18 protein-coding genes are annotated in these 19,555 nt (G+C 70.6%); 6 read left to right on the top strand and 12 right to left on the bottom strand.

All coding sequences use genetic code 11. The features are described from left to right. The first annotated feature begins 34 nt into the window (after window positions 1-34). Window positions 35-685 (top strand): TetR/AcrR family transcriptional regulator, encoded by a 651-nt coding sequence (locus STRVI_RS23585; RefSeq protein WP_014058140.1) that lies wholly within the window; start codon window positions 35-37, stop codon window positions 683-685. Between the two features lie 57 nt (window positions 686-742). Here the strand turns inward: STRVI_RS23585 and htpG are convergent, their stop codons facing one another. The 7 genes from htpG to STRVI_RS23560 all read right to left on the bottom strand — a co-directional run bounded on the left by htpG (window position 743) and on the right by STRVI_RS23560 (window position 7,290). Continuing rightward, window positions 743-2,689 (bottom strand): molecular chaperone HtpG, encoded by a 1,947-nt coding sequence (htpG, locus tag STRVI_RS23580; protein WP_014058139.1) that lies wholly within the window; start codon window positions 2,687-2,689, stop codon window positions 743-745. Window positions 2,690-2,847: 158 nt separating this feature from the next. Next, window positions 2,848-3,003, bottom strand: a complete 156-nt coding sequence (locus STRVI_RS52845) for a hypothetical protein (RefSeq protein WP_014058138.1) — start codon at window positions 3,001-3,003, stop codon at window positions 2,848-2,850. 142 nt (window positions 3,004-3,145) lie between these two features. Continuing rightward, window positions 3,146-3,592 (bottom strand): nitroreductase family deazaflavin-dependent oxidoreductase, encoded by a 447-nt coding sequence (locus STRVI_RS23575; protein WP_014058137.1) that lies wholly within the window; start codon window positions 3,590-3,592, stop codon window positions 3,146-3,148. Between the two features lie 168 nt (window positions 3,593-3,760). Then, window positions 3,761-3,955: a hypothetical protein gene (locus STRVI_RS52135; protein WP_150112911.1), complete on the bottom strand. Its 195-nt coding sequence runs from the start codon at window positions 3,953-3,955 to the stop codon at window positions 3,761-3,763. 172 nt (window positions 3,956-4,127) lie between these two features. Beyond that, the gene (locus STRVI_RS23570) at window positions 4,128-4,784 is read right to left on the bottom strand and encodes a hypothetical protein (RefSeq protein ID WP_014058136.1); all 657 of its coding nucleotides are present in this window, start codon (window positions 4,782-4,784) and stop codon (window positions 4,128-4,130) included. 188 nt (window positions 4,785-4,972) lie between these two features. Further along, on the bottom strand, window positions 4,973-5,680 hold the full coding sequence (locus tag STRVI_RS23565; protein WP_014058135.1) for a dienelactone hydrolase family protein: 708 nt from the start codon (window positions 5,678-5,680) through the stop codon (window positions 4,973-4,975). Between the two features lie 53 nt (window positions 5,681-5,733). After that, entirely contained in the window at window positions 5,734-7,290 is a 1,557-nt protein-coding gene (locus STRVI_RS23560; RefSeq protein ID WP_014058134.1) for a Rieske 2Fe-2S domain-containing protein, read from the bottom strand. Between the two features lie 256 nt (window positions 7,291-7,546). On the opposite strand from STRVI_RS23560, the gene STRVI_RS23555 reads away from it, so the two are divergent. The 5 genes from STRVI_RS23555 (at window position 7,547) to STRVI_RS23535 (ending at window position 13,088) form a co-directional block, all read left to right on the top strand. Continuing rightward, the gene (locus STRVI_RS23555; RefSeq protein WP_014058133.1) at window positions 7,547-8,152 is read left to right on the top strand and encodes a histidine phosphatase family protein; all 606 of its coding nucleotides are present in this window, start codon (window positions 7,547-7,549) and stop codon (window positions 8,150-8,152) included. A gap of 96 nt (window positions 8,153-8,248) precedes the next feature. Beyond that, window positions 8,249-9,730, top strand: coding sequence for an FG-GAP repeat domain-containing protein (locus STRVI_RS23550; RefSeq protein WP_063644403.1), 1,482 nt, complete (start codon window positions 8,249-8,251; stop codon window positions 9,728-9,730). A 97-nt stretch (window positions 9,731-9,827) separates the two neighbouring features. Then, entirely contained in the window at window positions 9,828-11,258 is a 1,431-nt protein-coding gene (locus STRVI_RS46500; protein ID WP_014058131.1) for a serine/threonine-protein kinase, read from the top strand. Continuing rightward, on the top strand, window positions 11,255-11,617 hold the full coding sequence (locus STRVI_RS23540) for a hypothetical protein (protein ID WP_014058130.1): 363 nt from the start codon (window positions 11,255-11,257) through the stop codon (window positions 11,615-11,617). The genes STRVI_RS46500 and STRVI_RS23540 overlap by 4 nt, the downstream gene beginning before the upstream one ends. 139 nt (window positions 11,618-11,756) lie before the next feature. Continuing rightward, window positions 11,757-13,088, top strand: a complete 1,332-nt coding sequence (locus tag STRVI_RS23535; protein ID WP_043239581.1) for an alpha-lytic protease prodomain-containing protein — start codon at window positions 11,757-11,759, stop codon at window positions 13,086-13,088. A 61-nt stretch (window positions 13,089-13,149) separates the two neighbouring features. On the opposite strand, the gene STRVI_RS23530 is transcribed toward STRVI_RS23535, so the two are convergent. The 5 genes from STRVI_RS23530 to STRVI_RS23510 form a co-directional block, all read right to left on the bottom strand. Beyond that, on the bottom strand, window positions 13,150-16,260 hold the full coding sequence (locus STRVI_RS23530; protein ID WP_014058128.1) for a glycoside hydrolase family 2 TIM barrel-domain containing protein: 3,111 nt from the start codon (window positions 16,258-16,260) through the stop codon (window positions 13,150-13,152). Between the two features lie 120 nt (window positions 16,261-16,380). Beyond that, window positions 16,381-17,076: an HAD family hydrolase gene (locus STRVI_RS23525; protein ID WP_014058127.1), complete on the bottom strand. Its 696-nt coding sequence runs from the start codon at window positions 17,074-17,076 to the stop codon at window positions 16,381-16,383. Between the two features lie 86 nt (window positions 17,077-17,162). Further along, complete coding sequence (locus STRVI_RS23520; RefSeq protein ID WP_014058126.1) at window positions 17,163-17,408, bottom strand: hypothetical protein; 246 nt, start codon at window positions 17,406-17,408, stop codon at window positions 17,163-17,165. Window positions 17,409-17,484: 76 nt separating this feature from the next. Then, window positions 17,485-18,651, bottom strand: a complete 1,167-nt coding sequence (locus tag STRVI_RS23515; protein WP_014058125.1) for a cation diffusion facilitator family transporter — start codon at window positions 18,649-18,651, stop codon at window positions 17,485-17,487. Window positions 18,652-18,858: 207 nt separating this feature from the next. After that, window positions 18,859-19,455 (bottom strand): hypothetical protein, encoded by a 597-nt coding sequence (locus STRVI_RS23510; RefSeq protein WP_014058124.1) that lies wholly within the window; start codon window positions 19,453-19,455, stop codon window positions 18,859-18,861. Window positions 19,456-19,555: the final 100 nt, after the last annotated feature.

The raw sequence follows: 19,555 nt of genomic DNA, 5'->3' as shown, positions 1-19,555 counted from the left end.
AAACACTGTAACAACCACTGGTACGCTCGGCCCCGTGCGAAGCAACCGGGACCGAGCCGATCAGCCCACCCTGGAGGCCATCGCCGAGGCCGCCCTGTCCGTCGTCGACGACGAGGGGCCCGAGGCGCTGAGCTTCCGCAGGGTGGCGCAGCTCCTGGGCGTCTCCCATGCCACGGTCTTCCGCCGCTGCGGCGACTTCGACGGTCTGGTGAACGCGTGCGCGGACCGGCTGGCCGCGCGGATGCCGCAGGTGGGGCAGGACCTCGACTGGGCCACCGCCACCGAGGCCCGCTTCTCGGCGTTCTACGAGGTGCTGATCGAGCATCCCGGGCTGGTGGCACTGAGGTCGGGCCGCGCCTGGTGGGGCCCGCATCTGCTGAGCCGCCTCGTGGAGCCGCAGCTGGCGCACAGCATCGCCGCCGGCATGGCGCCCGAGGTGGCGATCCGGGTCTACCGGCGGCTGTATCTGCTCACCCTCGGCGCCGTCGCCTTCGTCGACCACCGCGACGCGAAGAAGGTGCGCACCGCCGCACGCACGGCGCTCGCCGCCCTGGACCCCGAAGAGTTCCCGGCCCTCACCGGGAACCTCGGCGTCATCGTGCCCGCGCTGACCGACCACGAGGTCTACCGCGGCGCGCTGCGGCAGTTGATCGACGCCTCCGCGGCGGCCTGCGCCGGACGGTGACCAACGCCCGCGGGGCGGGCCCCGAAAGGGCCCGCCCCGCTTGGCACTGCGGTGTGGCTACAGCGTCTGCTGCACCCGCTCCGCCACCAGCTTGATGAAGCGCGCCGGATCGCTCAGCTCACCGCCCTCGGCGAGCAGCGCCATGCTGTGGAGCAGCTCGGCCGTCTCCGCGAGACCGCTGTCGTCCTTGCGCTCACCGTGGGCCTTGCGCAACCCGCTGACCAGTGGATGGGTGGGGTTCAGCTCCAGAATGCGCTTGATCTGGGGCAGGTTCTGGCCCATGGAGCGATAGATGTTCTCCAGGGCCGGGGTGACATCGAAAGTGTCACCCACGATGCAGGCCGGGGAGGTGGTCAGCCGCGTCGACAGCCGCACCTCCTTGACCTGCTCGCTCAGCGCCGTGGTCATCCAGGAGAGCAGCTCCGCGAAGTCCTTCTGCCGCTGCTCCCGCTCGGCCTCCGCCTCCTCGTCCTTCTCGTCCTGGGAGTCGAGGTCGACCTGCCCCTTGGCGATGGAACGAAGCTGCTTGCCCTCGAACTCCGGCACGGCGTCGACCCACAGCTCGTCGATGGGGTCGGTGAGGAGGAGCACCTCGAAGCCCTTGTCCCGGAACGCCTCCATATGGGGCGAGCTTTCCACGATCGAGCGGGACTCGCCCGTCATGTAGTAGATGTGCTCCTGCCCGTCCTTCATGCGCTCGGTGTAACCGCGCAGAGTGGTCGGCTGCTCGGCGTCCCGCGTCGAGGCGAACGAACACACCTCGAGAATCGCCTCGCGGTTCTCCAGGTCGCTGAGGAGACCTTCCTTGAGAACGCGGCCGAATTCCGTCCAGAAGGTCCCGTAGCGCTCCGCGTCGGAGGACATGATGTCCTTCACCGTCGAGAGCACCTTCTTCACCAGGCGACGCCGCATAAGCTGAATCTGGCGGTCCTGCTGAAGGGTTTCCCGCGAGACGTTCAGCGAGAGGTCCGCGGCGTCCACCACGCCCTTGACGAAGCGGAGGTACTCCGGCATCAGCGCTTCGCAGTCGTCCATGATGAAGACGCGCTTGACATAGAGCTGCACACCCCGCTTGCGGTCCTGCATATACAGGTCCTGCGGTGCGCGGGCCGGAATGAAGAGCAGCGACTGGTATTCGAAGGTGCCCTCCGCCTGCATGCGGATGGTCTCGAGCGGATCGACCCAGTCGTGGCTGATGTGCTTGTAGAACTCGTGGTATTCCTCGTCGGTGACCTCGTCCTTGGGACGGGCCCACAGCGCCTTCATCGAGTTGACGGTCTCGAGCTCGGGCGCCTTCTCCTCGCCCTGCTCGGCCTCGTCCGTCTCGTCCGTCGTCACCGGGGCCTGGGCGGGGGCCATCCTGATGGGCCAGGTGATGAAATCCGAGTGCTGCTTGATGATTTCCCGGATCTTCCAGGGCGAGGCGTAGTCGTAGAGATGGTCCTCGGTGTCCTCCGGCTTGAGCTTCAGCGTGACGGAGGTGCCCTGGGGCGCGTCGTCGGCCGGTTCGAGGGTGTACGTGCCCTCGCCGCTGGAAACCCAGCGGGTGCCCTGGCTCTCCCCGGCGTGACGGGTCAGCATGGTCACCTCGTCGGCCACCATGAAGCTGGAGTAGAAACCCACCCCGAACTGCCCGATGAGGTCCGCGGAAGCGGCCGCGTCCTTCGACTCCCGCAGCTCCTTGAGGAATGTGGCGGTGCCGGAGTTCGCGATCGTGCCGATGAGCTCCACGACTCCGTCATGCGACATGCCGATGCCATTGTCGCGGATGGTCAGTGTGCGGGACTCCTCGTCGACCTCAACGGTGATATGGAGATCAGAGGTGTCCGCCTGAAGGTTTCCGTCGCGGAGCGATTCGAGCCGCAGTCTGTCCAGCGCGTCGGAAGCGTTGGAGATGAGCTCGCGCAGGAAGACGTCCTTGTTCGAGTAGATCGAATGGATCATCAACTGCAGAAGCTGCCGCGCCTCGACCTGAAACTCGAAAGTCTCGACCCCTGTAGTCAACTGTTTCCCCTCATGAGATAAGTGTCGACGCCATCAAGTACCGTGCGTCATCGGCAGCTTATCGAAGGTGAGGGGTGTCGAGCGGCCTTCCGGGTAGATGACGGACGGCCGCTCACGGGACACGGATACGGTGGCCCGGGCGAGGGGGCCGGAGTGCGTCAGCCGCCGCCGCGCACCCTGCTCCAGTCCAGGGCCTCGGCGGCCTCCCGCTGGATGACCTCGGCCGCCTCGCGGGCCTCGGCGGGGACGTCGCCGTGCTCCGCCACGAGGCTGTCGTAGATCGGCACGAAGTCGGGTTTGTCGGTCGCGGTCATGTGGCGCACTTCCTTGGCTGCGGAATCCGGGTCAGCCCCCGGCTACCCGATCTATCAAACAGTCATGCTTTGGCGTAGATCACACAGGGGTTCCCGGCGGTCCACAGGGCCCGGCGCGGCGGGAGGCGCCGGGCCCCGCAGGTCAGTCCCCGGCGGGCGTCGGCTCCAGGACGAAGACCGGGATCTGGCGGTCGGTCTTCGTCTGGTAATCGGCATAGTCCGGGTACGCCTCGACCGCGCGCTCCCACCACAGGGCCTTCTCCTCGCCCGTGACCTCGCGCGCGGTCATGCCCTGGCGCACCGGGCCGTCCTGCAGCTCGACCCGCGGGTCGCCCTGGACGTTGTAGTACCAGACCGGATGTTTGGGGGAGCCGCCCAGCGAGGCGACGACGGCGTAGGTGCCGTTGTGCTCCACCCGCATCAGCGGGGTCTTGCGGATCTTTCCGCTCTTCGCGCCCCGCGTGGTCAGGAGGACCACGGGCATGCCCCGCATGGTCGTTCCCTCGGTGCCACCGGAGCTCTCGAAGAGCTCGACCTGATCCCGTACGAACTTCTCCGGGCTCGGCTCGTACTCACCCTGCAACGGCATGATGTGCGTCCCCTTGCTGCGTTGTCCCTGATGCGAAGACTCGCCTGACGTCTCCCCGCGCTCATCCTCAACACGGGGGGTACGCGAGATCATCCCGACAACACGGGGAGTACGCGAGATCATCCCGACGGGCTCCGGCCGTCGGGGCGGCGACGTGGAAGACGTCCGTCACGCCGCCATGCGGCGCTGGTCGGGGGAGGAAGTGGGGGTGGGGGCAGAGGTGGGGGTTTCCTTGTCACCGTTCCGCTCCGCCGCACGCTTCGACTCATCGGACTGACGTCCACGAGCAGGGAAGGTCAGATCCGGTACGTCGACGACCGGCGGCAGATCGGGAGTGAGCAGTGGCTGCTCATTTCTGTTCATGGCCAGCGGGTACCCCGGCGCGGCAGGCTCACCCTGCGATACCGGTCACAGTCGGACATGGCGGTCAGATCGGCGGTTCACGCCCGGGTGCGGTTCACGCGCGGGCGACGGCAGACCGTGGAGACGTCGGCGATCTGCGACGCCTCCACGGCCTGCCCTCGGTGCCGGTGGCTCAGCCCACGCGTTCGATGCGGGCGTTACGGATCAGGAATTTGCCCGGCTCGCGAACCTGTTCGAAGGCGGCGTTGTTGAGCAGGGCGCAGCTTCCCGAGGTCGAGGCGACGGAGACCGTGGTCGACTTGTTGTTGTCCAGATTGGTCACCTTGAGTTCTGTGCCGACCGGGAATTGATTGCTGGAGGCGGCCGGTGCCCCGCCCTCACCGGACAGGGTGACGGTCGACCCCGCGCAGACGACCTCGCCGGAGGCGCCGGAATCACCGGCACCGGAGTCCGAGGGGGCGGCCGAGGCGGGAGCCGAGGCCGAGGCGCCGCCGTCGGACGGGGCCGCCGCCTCCCCCTGGCCGGCCGCCTCGTCGACGGCGCACCCCGACGCCTGCTGCTTTCGCTTGATCTCCTCGATGACGGCCTGACGATTGGCTATCCGCGCCTCCGACTGTGCGTCCGGGTTGGCCTGCTGGTCCGCGATGAACTTCTGGTTGTTGGCCAGCGCCTGCTCCAGTCCGGTGCAGGCCGTGGAGGACTGCGCCGCGCCGTCCGTGCTGGCGTTGCTGGTGGCCGCCAGGACCCCGGCGCCGGTGCCCGCCAGCGCGAGCGCACCGACCAGCAGGCCGAGCTTCTTCTTGCCGCTGAGTGTCCTTTTGCGTGTCATTTCGACTCCTTTTCGAGCTGTCCGTCATCCCATACGGGCGGATGCCGAAGTCGTCTCATGACCGGCGGAAAATATTTTGGCGAATGTGATTGAGGATTGAACGGTGCTGGGGCTTTCCGGGCCTCACCTTAAAAGGGCCTTAAGGCTTCATGAAGCCTTAAGGCCCTTTCGGGCGTAAGCCGATTTCCTCAGCCCAGCCGCCGGTGCAGGAAGTCCACCGTGCTCCGCCAGGCCGACGCGGCGGATTCCGCGTGATAGGACGGCCGCTCGTCATTGAAGAAGGCGTGCCCGGCGGGATAGAGCCGGAAATCCGGCTCCACCCCGGACTGCTCCCGGATGGCCCGGCGCAGCCGCTCCAGCCCGTCCAGCGGCACAGTGTTGTCGTTCTCCCCGAAATGGCCCAGGATGTCGGCCCGCAGCCCGGAGAAGTCCGGCAGATCGCCCTGAATGACGCCGTAGAAGGGCACCGCAGCGCCGACCCGCGCATCGGTGGCGGCCAGATACAGCACGAAGCCGCCGCCCATGCAGAACCCGACCGCCCCCACAGTGGCGGAGGTGACCTCGGGCCGGCCGAGGAGATGGCCGACCGCCCCGGAGAGCAACTCGACGCCGCGCTCCACCGGCAGCTCCGCCATCATCCGGTACGCCTCGTCGGTGTCATGGGCGACGCTGCCCCCGTACAGATCGGGCGCCAGCGCGACGAAGCCCTCGCGGGCCAGCCGGTCGGTGACATCGGCGATGTGGTGGTCCAGGCCCCACCACTCCTGAATGACGATCACCCCGGGCCCCCGCCCGGAGGGCGGCAGCGCCAGATAGCCGTGGGCGGTGGTGTCCGCGCCGGGGAAGGTGACGTTCTGACGGGCGGGCGAGCCGGTCGGCCTCGGGGGCTCGGACATGGGGGTATCGCTCCTGTCATACCGATCGTCGCCGGCCCCACTCCGGCCGCGGGTCAGGTGCCGGCCGTGGGTTGCGACGTGGCCGATGCGCGGATGTCGTGTCCGTCCGAGGTCAGGCAGCGGCCCGTGGTCAGGTCGTAGCGCCAGCCGTGCAGGGTGCAGGTGAGCACCTCGCCCTCGATCTGCCCGAACCGGCCGAGGTCGGCGCGCAGATGGGGGCAGCGCCGCTGCACCCGCCAGCCGTCCAGCACGATGTCCTGGCCGTCGTCCTGGCATGAGTCGTAGTAGTTCTCCACGTACTCGATGCGCTCCATGGACAGGCACTTGAAGAACACATACAGGAACTCGTTGTAGGGCCCGATCCGGCTGGCGGTGAACCGCAGCGACAGCAGCAGGCTGTTGGACCAGTCCACCTCGCGCCGGTCGATGTTGGTGGCCACCAGATCGGCCGAGGTGGACAGCGTGTAGCGGCACCGCTCACCGTCCCAGAGGCGGACCTCCCGCGCCGGGAAGTCGATCACAATCGGCACCTCGCCCACGTCCAGCCGCGCCGGACCGCCGACGCCCGCGCAGATCCGGTCGGCCCGCGTCAACAGCGGTTCCCACCACTGCTTCAGCTCGGCCAGCAGCCGCTCGCGCGGCAGCGCCGGGGCCCGCGAGGCGCGCTCGGCGGCGAGCACGGACTGCTGCCGCCGGGCGAATTCCCGCAGATACGCGCGCTTCTCGCCGAAGATGTGCTCGATCTCCGACTCGGTGTAGCGGTGGGTGAGCTTGCACGCGGTGTCCTCCGGCTCCGCCACCGTCCCCGGCAGCAGCAGATGCGCCCTCATCTCCGGGCGCGCCCGGCCCAGTTGGCGCAGAAACTCGAGCTGGTCCACGAAGATGCTCTCGCCGTCCCGGCCGGTGCCGTTGTGCTCGAAGAGCTCGTCGTCGAGGAAGCACGGCGGGCCCGCGTTGGGGAACACATGCTTGGCCTCCACCGCTTCGATATAGCGCAGCGCCCGGTCGAACTGCCCCTGCCGCTTGCGCGCGGCGAACTCCTTCTTGGCGGAGTCCGGCAGTTGGTACACCATCGGGTACCAGATAGCCCCGGAGAACTGGACGAAGTACGCGTCCACTTCGCCGAACTCCCGGATGGCCGCGATGTCCAGCGGATGGGCGTCGTTCTGGTTGAGCAGCACCGTCTCGCCGTCGTCCAGCGAGAGCGCCGAGTCGCCGATGGGGCCGTCCCCGGGGCCGGTCAGCGCGGTGATCATGATGCGCAGGCCATCGCGCTCGACCGGGGTGCCCGCAGGGGTGTGGAGGAAGTTCGTGAAGCCGAGCGCGCTCAGCTCGCGTTCCAGCTCATCGGTGGCGAAGGCCGGAAGCAGGACGGTGATGTCCTTGTGCACGCTCCGGCGCAGATTCTCCGCGTCGAAGTGGTCGCGGTGCAGATGGGAGACGTACAGATAGTCCGCCGCGCGCCCATAGTGCGCCCAGTCCAGGTCGGTGTTGTCCGGGAACGGAAACCACGAGCCGAAGAAGGCGGGATTGACCCATGGGTCGCAGAGCACCGACCCCGCCGCGGTCTCGATGAACAGCCCAGCATGCCCAAGTCCGGTCACGCGCATACCACAGCACCCCAACTCGGTCGATGATGTCCGATATCTCCACCGTGTGGGGGTTCGTGGTGATGCGCATCCGCGGCTGCGCTTGCCGGGTGGCGGGATCCGCCACCCGGGTCACGCCGGTGTGCCGGAATCTCACCGGGCGTCCGGCAGGCCGTCGTCCTGTCATGAGACCGTGGCGCGTGGTCGTCCGCCGCTACGGCGCGGATGCCGGAAGGTGCGCCTCTACGTGGGCGAATGGTGCGGATGAGGGGGTCGGGTGGTGCGGATCACGTTGGTCGCGCCCGCCGTCAACGCGGCGCTGCGGCAGGTGCGGTTCGACGACGCGCCGCCGGACCCGGCCGGGGTGCGCCGGGCCGAGGCGGCGGCCGCGGCGCTGCCCCACCACGACACGGCGTTCACCGCGCCCTCCGCGCGCTGCCGCGGTACCGCCCAGGCCCTGGGGCTCGCCGCCGCCGTGGCGCCTGAGCTGGGCGATCTCGACGTGGGCCGCTGGCGGGGCCGTTCGCTGGACGAGGTGGGGCAGGAGGCGCCGGAGGAGGTCGCCGCGTGGCTGTCCGATCCCGCCGTGGCGCCGCACGGCGGTGAGTCGCTGCTGGAGCTGGTGGAGCGGATCGGGGCCTGGCTGGAGGCGCACCGGGAGAGCCCGCCACCGGCCGCACCGCCCGCCTCCGCCCGCGAGGGGCGGCTGCTCGCCGTCGTGGAACCGACCGTGGTCCGGGCCGCGCTCGTCCACGCCCTCGGCCTTCCCGCGCCCGCGTTCTGGCGGCTGGATGTCGCCCCGCTGACCGCGACGGAGCTCAGCGGCCGTGCGGGCCGGTGGAATCTGCGCTGCGGATACCCGCTGGCGGGGAGCGTGCCGTAACGGGGTGTCCGCGCTACCGGCGCCGTAATGGGGCCGCCCCGTAACGAAATGATCTCTCCGATGGCGTGGCTCCACCGGATGCGCTGTCGTGGCCTGATGGCATCCCCCACCACCAGTCTCCGCCCCGTCCCCGCCGCCCTCTGCGCCGCCGCGCTGGCGCTGCTCACCGCGTGCGGCGGTGGCGGTGGAGACGATGCGAAGAAGGGCGGCGACGGGGCCGGGAAGAGCACGGCCGCACCCGTCGTCACCCCCACCGCGACCGTTCCCGTCGCCCGGGGCAAGGGCAGCGCGCTGCCGGACGACCTCAACGGCGACGGCCGCCCCGAGCTCAGAATTCCCCTCGCCTCCGGGCAGGAACTCGGCAGCCTGCGCCACATCGCCTACGTGTACGGCGCGGCGAAGGGCGTCGACCCCGCCGTCCGCACCGTGCTCGGCCGTGCGGACCTCGGCCTGCCCACCGGCGCCGGGTGGCAGGAGCGCAACGCGGGCGAGACGCACTCCGCGACCACCGCCGACCTCGACGGCGACGGCTTCGCCGATGTGGTCGCCACCGCCACCAAGGAGCGCGATCCGGCCGGCAGTGAGCGCACCCACATCTCCAGCCAGACGCTCCCCTTCATCGCCTGGGGTGGCCCCGAGGGGCCGCGCCGGGGAGCCCCCGCCACTTTGGTGCGGCTGACCGACGCCGACGACGGCCTGGAGATCCCCCGGCCCCTGGCGGCGGGCGACTTCAACGGGGACGGACACCACGATCTGGCCGCCGTGCGCCAGAGCGGCAAGGACTTCCATGTGATGTACGGCCCGTTCCGCCGCGACGGCAAGGCCGCCCGCACCGAGACGTACGCCAATCCGCTCGGGCCCAGCGGCCAGATCGCGGAGCTGTACGCCGACGCCATCGACGGCGACCGGCCCACCGACCTGGTGGTGCATGCGCAGGGCGACGACGACCAGATGGAGTCCGCGCTTCTCACGGCGGGCCCGGACGGCCTCGCCACCACCGGCCGCACCCTCCGCAAGGGCAACGCCATCGCCTTCGGCGACTTCGACGGCGACGGGAAGCGGGATGTCGCGGTCGCCGACACCGGCAGCCGCAACGACGAACCGGGCTATGAGACCGAACCCGCTGACGTCAACCAGTCGGTGAGTGTGTACACCAAGCACACGGCCGGATCGACCCCTTCGCCGATCAAAATCCCCGCCCTGGGCGGCGATGTCCTCGCCGCGGCCGACACCGACGGAGACGGCACCGACGAGCTGGCCGTCTCGCTGCGCACCGGCGGCACCGAACTGCTGACGATCCGCCCGGACGCCCCCGGCGAGATCGCCCACCGGCGCACCCTCGACCGCACCGTCCCGGCCCGCGTGGACGGCCGCAAGGTGCCGAAGAAGCAGCGCGCCGTCAGGCTCTTCGGCGCCGGGGACTTCGACCACGACGGCAAGGACGAGGTCGTGCTGGCCTGGGGACCGGACCCGCTCTTCGCGCTCTACGGGGAGAAGCCGCAACGGTTCTGGGTGACCGACGGCACCCGCGACAAGGTGGTGTTCACCAGCGCGCCGTACGAGAAGGGCGCCTCCTGAGCCGCGGTGCGCCACCGGGCTCGTGTCCGTGGCCCCCTTCGCCGGGCCCGGCCGACGCCCTACTGTGGGCATCAGTCGGCTGGTGAGGGGGTGGCGGATGGGGACGACCGGGGGAACATCCGGCGGCGATCGGCACGAGCACGGCTCCGAGCGGGGATCGCCCCACGGGACCATGCTCGGCGGCCGGTACGAGTTACGCGGGCGCCTGGGCGCAGGCGGTATGAGCCTGGTCTGGGACGCCTACGACGTGGCGCTCGGTCGCCCCGTCGTCGTCAAGGAGCTGCGTCCGGGCGGCGATCCGGACCCGGAGGCGTACCGGCGGTGGCGCGAACGGCTGCGCCGTGAGATCCGCGTCCTCGCCGCGACCGTGCATCCGCATCTGGCCGCCATCTATGACCTGGGAGAGAGAGACGGCCGGGTCTGGATCGTCATGGAGCGCCTCGATCCGCGTTCGCTGGCGGACCGGATGCGTGAGTGGGACGGCCGGCCGCACGTGCCCGAGATCGCCCGGATCGGCCTGGAGGTGCTGCGCGGGTTACGGGCCCTGTACGCGGCGGGGGTCGCCCATCGGGACGTCAAACCGCGCAATATTCTCTTCCGCCCGGACGGCCCCGCGGTACTGGTGGACCATCTCGGCCTGACCTTCGTGGACGAGGACACGGTGGTCGGAACGCCCCCTTACATGGCGCCGGAGCGCTTCACGCCCTCGCCGTATCAGGCGACCGGGGAAGCGATGCTCAGGGCCGATCTGTGGTCACTGGGCGTGACCCTGTACGAGGCCGTCGAGGGCGTCGTGCCGTTCCAGGGGGAGAGCGTGGGCGAGCTGATGAGCGCGGTGCTCAACGACCCGCCGCCGCCCATGAGATACGCGGGTCCGCTGCGGCCGCTGATCGAGGGTCTGCTGGTCAAGGACCCGGAACGGCGGCTGACGGCCGAGCGGGCCGAGGCGCTGCTGCGCACCGTGGCCCGGGGAGAGGCCATGTCCGCCCCGAGGATCGAGGCAGCGGCCCTACCCGCCGCCGCGGGGGCCGCGGAAGCCACGTGGTCGGCTCCTCCCCGTGCGAGAACTGTGGGCGCCGGAGCGCTCGCCCCGATCGTCATCGTGCTGGGGATCCTCCTCGCCGTGTCGGGGGCGGTGGCCCTGCCCTCGCTGCGCCCCGGCCACCTGGACGACGTTCCCGGATGGGTGGGGTTCGTGTGTCTCGGCCTGCTGTGGCTGGCGCTCGCGGCGCGCGGCTTCGCGTGGGCCAGACAGCAGGACCGGCAGGCCCGGTGGCTCGACGCCCTGCGCCCGGATGCCGGGGAGGCGGGCGCCCACCGGCCCACCGCGCCCTGGCAGGCGCTGCGCGAGGGATATCTGGCGTCCCTGGCGATCCCTCAGTCCCCCGCGCGGCGGGCGCGACGTCCGGTGGAGCGAGAGATGGAGCGGGACATGGCCGACTTCCTCACCGCGCTCGGTCCGCCTCCGCCACGGTCCGCGGCCGCGGATCCCCCGTCCCGTCCGGACCGTCCGGGGGAGGCGCCGTGACCGAGAACGCGAGTGAGAACCCCGCCCCGGGCAGCCCTCCGGAGACGGCGGTGCCCTGGGGCGACCGGCTGCCGGTGGAACAGGCCAAGGAGTGGGAGGCGGTCAGGCCCGGCACGGTGGAGTGGATGCTCACCGAGCTCCAGCGGGAACGCGAGCACCGCCGCCGCATGGACTGGGTCCACACGGGGCTGCAGGCATTCGGCTCGCTGCTCGGCGCGGGCACGGTCGTGGCGTACATCTGGGTGGCCACGTATTTCCTCGCCCATGACGCCGCCACCCAGGGCGCGGCCATCCTCGGCGGCGGCACGGCCGCCCTGGTCGGGGGGTTCCTCGGCAAGCGCTACGGCGACCGGCGCTGATCCCCGGTTCCCGCGGGCCGCGGCAGGCCCTGGCCGCCGCTCCGTCCGGGGAGTGAGCAGGACGCCGCTTCCTTACGTATGAGGGGGAGGGCCTTCGCCGTCCGAGGCCCCGGCTGGATCGACGTAAGGAGACAGGGTGGTGAAGCACATGCGGCGCGGCGTGCGCCGGGTCGTGCGGTTCGCGGCTGTCGGGGCGCTGGTCTGTGGCGGGGTGATGGTCTCACAGGCCGTGCCGGGCGGATCGGCCCACGGGGCGACCGGAAGCGACGGTTCGCGAGCCCTGACCGCGCGCCAGACGGACGATGTGGGCGGACGGCTGGTGTCCGCGCTCGGCACCTCCCGTACGGCGGGCAACTGGATCGGCGCCGACGGCCGTCCGGTGGTCGCGGTGACGGACGATACGGCGGCGGGCGAGGTCAGCCGGGCCGGGGCCACCGCCAAACGGGTGCGGTACAGCATGGAGCAGCTCGCCTCCGCGACCGAGAAGCTGCGCTCGGCGCCCCGGGTGGCGGGCACCGCGTGGATGGTGGACCCCAAGTCCAACCAGGTCGTGCTGGTCGGCGACAGCACCGTCTCCACTGCCCGCTGGTCGAGGATGAAGGACCTCGCGGCGGAGGTGGGCGACGAGGTGCGCACACAGCGGACGACGGACTCCTTCACCACCAGAACCGCGGGCGCCGCTCCGATGTTCACCAACGGCAGCCGCTGCTCGGCCGGTTTCAATGTCACCAACGGCCAGGCCGGCTTCATCCTGACGGCGGGGCACTGCGGTCCCCCCGGCACCCCCTGGTTCACCGACGCCACCGGCCGCACCAAAATCGGCACCACGGTCCAGACCAGCTTCCCCGGCAACGACTTCTCGCTGGTGCGGTACGACAACACCTCGCTGGACCAGAGCAGCGTGCTCAACGTCGGTGGCGGCCAGGTGGTGCGGGTCACCGGCGTGGCCGACCCCGTCGTGGGCCAGGAGGTGTTCCGCAGCGGCAGCACCACCGGGCTGCGCTCGGGCAAGGTGACCGGGCTCAACGCGACGGTCAACTACCCCGAGGGCACGGTCACCGGGCTGGTCCAGGCCACCGTGTGTGCCGAGCCCGGCGACAGCGGCGGGCCGCTCTTCGCCCAGGGCGTGGCGCTCGGTGTCACCTCCGGCGGCAGCGGCGACTGCACCAAGGGCGGGGTGACGTTCTTCCAGCCCGTGACCAAGGCGCTGACCGCGCTCGGGGTGAGCATCCCGGGCGCCAAGGCCCAGAGCGCCAACCCGTCCATCGCGTCCGGCGGCCAGACGGGCGCCGCGCCCGGCACCTCCGGGGTCGACGACGGCGTCTCGACGCTCGACGACGTCGTGGCGTACGCCCAGAGCCTCGGCCCCGGCCTGGTGGTCATCGTGGTGGGGTTCGCCGGGCTGCTGTCCACGCTGGCCATCCGGCCCCGGAGCCGCCGCTACCGCCGCTACCCCGCCGGCTGGGGATGAGCCGGTGAGGTGGCGGCCCCGCTCGTGGCCCCTTCGGCGTGGCGCCGTCGGATTCAGCCGCTCACCGGGCCTCGAAGGCGACGATGCGCTGGGCGCCGTCGGCCGCGCCCGGATGACGGCTGGTGAGGTCCAGCCGGAGCCGGGAGGTGCGGACCGGGTCGAAGGTGATGACCGTCGGGGTGCCGGAGGCGGTGGCCCAGTCGACGGACGCCCCGCGCACCGGGACGTAGGCATGGCCGTTCCATGCGGAGACCTCGATCGAGGCGGGCAGGGTGTGCGTGGCGTCGACGGTGAAGGACACCTCCACGCGGCGCAGCCGCCGCCTCCCGCTCCAGGTCACCGAGACCCAGTCGGCCTTCCGGGCGCCGTCGAAGGCGGGAAGCAGCGCCGTGGCGGGCTTGTGGAAGGCGTTGGACCAGCCGGTGGCCGGATCGCCGTCCAGCATGGCCGCGGGCAGGGTCGTCGGCGCGCCCGAATAGCTCGCGTCGGCGCGTGGCTGATCCGGGGCGCCGGGGCCGGGGTCGGGCGCGAAGGGCACCGGGCGGGTGACCGGCTGCGATGTCCCGCCGGTGGCGCGGACGGTGGTGGTCGCGGTGCGCAGCCCCGCCGAGCGGGCCGTGATGGTCAGCGGCCCGGCCTCGGTGCCGGAGCGGACGATGGCCAGGGCCTTGCCGTGGAAGGCGGTGCGGGTGCTCGCCTGGTAGCGCTCGGCGCTCTCCTGGCGGCCGTTGTCGACCCCGGCCAGGGAGCCTCCGGTGACCTTGAAGGCGATCGGATGGCCGGCGTCGGGCACCACCACACCGTGGGCATCGACCACTTCGGCGGTCACGAAGCACAGCGAGCGGCCGTCGGCGTCGACGCTCTCGCGGTCGGGGGTCAGCCGTACGGTGTGCGGGCGTCCCGCCGTGCGCAGCACATCGGTGGCCACGACCCGGCCGCCGCGCCGGGCCACGGCCTTCAGCTCACCCCGTGCGAACGGCACCTTCCAGGTGAGGTGGAGCTTTCCGGCGCTGCCGCCCGGACTGGTGTAGCTGCCGGGGTAGGGGCCTGAGGTGACGGTTTTGTCGTCGCCGGTGGGCTCGGTGGTCTCCAGGTAGGCGCGGCCGTCCGTGGTCTTCTTGGCGTCGAACTCGCGGACCCCCAGCGACCGGCCGTCCAGGAACAGCTCCACCGAGGCGACGTTGGAGTAGGCCCACACCTCCACGGTCTCGCCCGGCCGGTGGCCGGTCCAGTCCATGGGAACCAGATGGACCATCGGTTCGCCGGTCCACTGGCTCTTGAACAGGTAGTACATGTCCTTGGGGAAGCCCGCGGTGTCCACCGCGCCGAAGAACGACGCCTTCACCGGGAACACGTCGTACGGCGTGGGCTCGCCGATGTAGTCGATGCCCGACCACAGGAACTGCCCGGCGAAGAACCTCCGGTCCCGGTCCTTCTTCAGCCCGTACTCGCCGCTCATCGTCCAGGAGGCGAGGTTGTTGTCGTAACTGGAGGTCTCGCGCCTGCCGGGGGTGTGGTTCTCGCCCGTGTTGAGGTGCTCGGGCTCCTGATAGGCCCCGCGGGTGGAGGTCTCCGAGGAGGACTCGGACTCGAAGAGGAACAGCCGCGGGTAGCGGGCGTGCAGGGCGTCCACCGAGGCGGCCGTGTTGTAGTTGAGGCCGAGCCCGTCCAGCTTGGCGAGCATCAGGTCGGCGGGGGAGCCCTCGGCGGGCAGACCGCGGTACTTGTCCGAGCCGATCACGACGGGTCTGGTGTCATCGGCCGCGCGGACGGCGTCGATGAGCCGCTGGGCCATGCCCAGCCCCGGGGCGCTGGTGGAGTCGGGGATCTCGTTGCCGATGGACCACATGACGACGGCGGGGGAGTTGCGGGCGGCGCGCACCATCTCGGTGATGTCCGCCTCGCAGTGCTCGTCGAAGAAGCGCCCGTAGTCATAGGTGTTCTTGCCGGTGCGCCAGCAGTCGAACGCCTCCACGAGCATCACGATGCCGAGCCGCTCGCAGACCTCGATCAGCTCCGGTGAGGGCGGATTGTGCGAGGTGCGCAGGGCATTGACGCCCATGCTCTTCATGATGGCCACCTGGCGCAGCACGGCGTCGGTGTTGACGGCGGCGCCGAGCGCGCCCAGGTCATGGTGGAGATCGACGCCCTGGAGCTTGGCGTACTCGCCGTTCAGCGAGAATCCGCGGTCGGGGTCGAGGGTGACATGGCGGAGCCCGAAGGGGGTGCGGTACCGGTCGGTGGTGTCCTGGCCGACCCGCAGTTCGGTCTCCAGGACATAGCGCTCCGGGGTGTCGAACGACCACAACCGCGGCCGGTCGATTCTGAGCTCCTGGGTGGCGGTACGGGTGTCACCCGCCCCGATCGTGACGGTGGAGTGCGCCTGGACCACCGTGTGCCCGTCGGGGTCCTTGACGGTGGAGACCACGGTCACCGGCTTCGGGCCGTCCGACGCATTGACGACGAGGGTCCGCGCCCGCACCGTGGCATATCCGGCGCGCAGGGCGGTGGCCAGGCCGGGGGTGGTGAGGTACGTGCCCCACCGGGCCACATGGACCGGGTCGGTGACGACGAGCCGGGCATGGCGGTAGATGCCGCTGCCCGAGTACCAGCGGCTGCTGGGAAGGCGGTTGCGCACCTTGACGGCGAGGACGTTGGGAGTGGCGCCGTCGGTGTGGGCCACCTCGGTGAGGTCGAGGGCGAAGCCGGTGTATCCGTAGGGGTGTTCACCGAGGGGCCGTCCGTTGCAGTACACGGACGAGTCCATGTAGACGCCGTCGAATTCGACGCAGATCCGCTTGCCCTCGAGGGTGCGCGGCAGGGTGAAGGTGGTGCGGTACCAGCCGAGGCCGCCGGGCAGGAAACCGGTGCCGCCGCTGGTGCCGTGGTCGGTGGTGGGGGAGAGCTCGATGCTCCAGTCGTGCGGGACGGCGACCTCGCGCCAGGCCGAGTCGTCGTACGCCGGGTCGTGGGCGGTCTCGTACGCGCCGGTCGGGTCGGTGATCCCACCGGGGTTGACGAGGGCGAAGCGCCAGCCGTCCGTGAGCGGGATCGTCCGTCCTCCCATGGCGCGGGACGCGAGGGCGCCCTGCGCGGGATTGGCCGTGACAAGTGCCCCGGCCATCGGGGCGGCGGTGCCTGCGATCAATATCGATCTGCGCGTGACCGCCATCGCGATCCCCTTGTCTTCGATTGTGTGGTGGCGAAGGGCACGTGACCGACCACAACAGCCCTTCGCGCAACAGATTCTGACAGTTTTAAACAGGGACCTGTCAAGGGTCCCGCAGGGGGCTCAGTGCCCCAGCGCGCTGCCGTCGAGGTGGTGGAGCAGATCCGCGGGGTTCCGGTAGATCTCGTCCGCACCGGCGTCCCTCAGCATCTCAGGGGGGATGCCACCGGACTGCAGCGCGATACACCGCACCCCGGCCTCCACACACGCCACGACGTCCCACACGGTGTCACCGACGAAGACCGCGTCCCGGGCCGGCACCCCGGCGCGCTCCAAGGCCTGCTCGACCGGGTCCGGCGCGGGCTTGCCCTCCTCGACGTCGTCCGAGCTGAGCGCGGTGCCGATGGCCTCGTCGGCACCGATCGCGGCGCGCATCGCGGCCAGTTCGTCCTGCGAGGCGGAACTGGCCAGCACCAGGTACCAGCCGCGCTCCGCCAAGGTGCGCAGCAGATCCGAGGCACCGTCGAGAGCGGGCAGCCGGGGGAAGTACTCCGCGTACAGGGTCTTGTGGGCGGTGCTGATCCGCTCGTCCTGCGACCGGTCCCGGTCCTCGGGGAGCAGACGGTCCATGAGCTTGTCGGAGCTCATGCCGATGGTGTGGTGGATCTCCCGCATCCCCACGGTGTGCCCCGCCTGCCGCATCGCCTCCCACCAGGTGACGGTGTGCAGATAGTTGGTGTCCACGAGCGTGCCGTCCACATCGAACAGCGCGGCCCGGCGGCCACGGGCGTCCTGGTCCGAGGTGCGTTCGCTGCTCATCGTGTCCTCCCGGGCGAGTCGTACAACGACGAGGTGGCCCCCACCCGCGGCGGGGGCCACCTCCTCGGAAAGGGGCTGTCCGGCACTCAGTAGTCGTAGTGGGGGTGATGCCGGTGACGCTCGGGCTCCTCGACCACGGGGGGCGCCATGGCGGTCGGTTCCACGACGCGCCGGCGCTTGTACACACTCACATACGCCGACGTGCCGATGATGCCGACGGCCATCAGGATCAGGCCGACCAATTGGACGTTGAAGCCGCTGGCGTTCCAGTCGGTGGCGAAGGTGAGAATCCCTCCCACCGCGATCATCAATATGCAACCGCCGAGGCCCATCAGTTCTGCCTCCGTACATGAGTTCGCTGTTGTGGGCTGGTCTTCACCCGGGTACCCAGGTCCGCCGGGGCCAATCTCACCCCTCGCGGTCCTCCCGCTCCACGGCCGCCACCGTCTCATCGAGCGCCTGGCGGTCCTCGCGCGCCTTCGCCCGGTCCCTGGCCGAGGCGTCGGTGACATCGAGAAAGATCTGGTCGGCGTGCGGCCAGATCCGCGTCATCGCCGTCTTGACGCGTACCAGGACCTCCTCGACCTCCTCGCTGTCGAGACCGGGGACGAGATCGACCCGGGCCGCCACCAGCGTCGAATCGTTGCCCAGACGCATCGTCAGCAGACTGGTCACGGTGTCGATCTCCGGCTGTCCTTCCAGGAACCGGCGGAGCTCCCGGCGCTGGACCGGGTCGATCGCCTCGCCGATGAGTTGCGCGCGCGATTCCCTGGCCAGCCGGTAGGCCACATAGACCAGCAGCGCCCCGATCAGGAAGGAGGCCGTGGCCTCGTACGCCACCTCGCCGGTGACCATGTGTAGCCACATGCCGAGCAGGGCGAACACCACACCGAGACAGGCGGTGGAGTCCTCGGCCAGGACGGTGCGCAGCGTGGGGTCGTCGCCCCTGCGCAGTTCGGCCGCCATGCCACGGCCCGCTTCCCGGGCGTGTCCGCGGACCTGGAACAGCGCCCGGACCAGCGAGGAGCCCTCGGCGATGAGCGCCAGGCCCAGGACCGCGAAGCCCACCAGATAGCCGCTGTGGTCCTCGGAGCTGCCCGCGCTCAGGGCCTCGGCGCCCTGGAAGAAGGAGAAGCAGCCGCCCATGACGAAGATGCCGACAGCGGCGAGCAGCGCCCAGAAGTAGCGCTCCTTGCCGTAGCCGAAGGGGTGCTGGTCGTCGGGCGCCCGCTTGCTGCGTTTGAGGGAGGCGAGCAGAAACACCTCATTGAGGCTGTCCGCGACGGAGTGGGCGGCCTCGGACAGCAGCGCGGGGGAACCGGCGAAGACGCCGCCGATGGCCTTGGCCAGCGCGATGACCAGATTGGCGCCGAGCGCGACGAAGACGGTGACGGCGGTCCGGGCGTCCTGGCCCCCCGGCGTCCGGGCGTCCTGGCCCCTCGGCGCATTGGGCCCGTCCGGCTCAGGTCGGCTGTCCGGTGCGTCCGGTGCGCGCGAGGGCTCCGGTGAGTCCGGCGTATGCGGTGTGCGTGGTGTCCCGTGCCGGTCGGAGGGGGACGTTGAGGAACGGCTCATCGGGGGGAAACTCCGTAGGCGGAAGTCCGTGCCGTCCTGGTGGCGCTCTCCGCCGGGGGCGGCCGGACGGCCTGTCCCCTTCGCGGGTGTCCCGATGCCGGGACCTCAATCGTGACATGCGCATCGTGACACGCCCCGCCGACGGAGCGCGCCCCGCGTGAGCCATCCGGACCACGGGGCGCGCTCGGATCGGCACAGACGGTCGGGTCAGCCGGCCGGAGTGTTCGGGGAGGCGGGCACCTTCGGCAGCTCGCTGAAGATGTCGAGCCCCATGACGGCGGCGATCAGCAGACCGATGACGCCGAGCGCCACCGCTCCCCAGGCCACCGCGGTCACCCAGGGTGCCCCGGTCGTGACGGGCCGCCGCCGCAGCAGCAGCAGCACCACACCGGCGATCACCACGGCGGCCAGTGCGAAGAGCCCGTTGACGAGGGCCGTGGTGTGCCACGGAGTGCCGTACACCGTGGCGATCTGATCGGCGGCCGACCCGGACTGGGCCTTGATCTGGCCGGTGAGCTGCTTGCGCTCCTGCAGCATGGTGCCGAGCCAGGTGCCGGAGAGCGAGGCGAGCCCGAGGCCGGCGGCGACGACCGAGGCGGCGCCGGGGACGACGCTCGGCGTGGTGGCCGGGGAAGAGGTTCCGATGTCGTCGGAATCTTCCTCGAGGTCCGGTGCCTCGTGCGGGTCCGAAGTTTCCTGCGGGTCCGGAACAGTGTTCGGGGCACCCTCCGCCGTGGCTTCTTCCTCGCCCTCTGCGGGCTGCACAGCGGTGTCGGTCGGTTGGTCGGTCTTGGTGGTGTCCATGTGCCGCAACCGTACGGACCGAAGATGAAAACCCACTGAGAAAGCGATGTCCTTCGGCCGGCGGCACCGGCCGGGTGGTGGCCGGCCGGCCCGCATACGC

The sequence above is a fragment of the Streptomyces violaceusniger Tu 4113 genome (genome assembly GCF_000147815.2).
GTDB lineage: Bacteria > Actinomycetota > Actinomycetes > Streptomycetales > Streptomycetaceae > Streptomyces > Streptomyces violaceusniger_A.
Note: the sequence above shows the minus strand (reverse complement) of the source record. Positions and strands in the feature narration are given on the sequence as shown.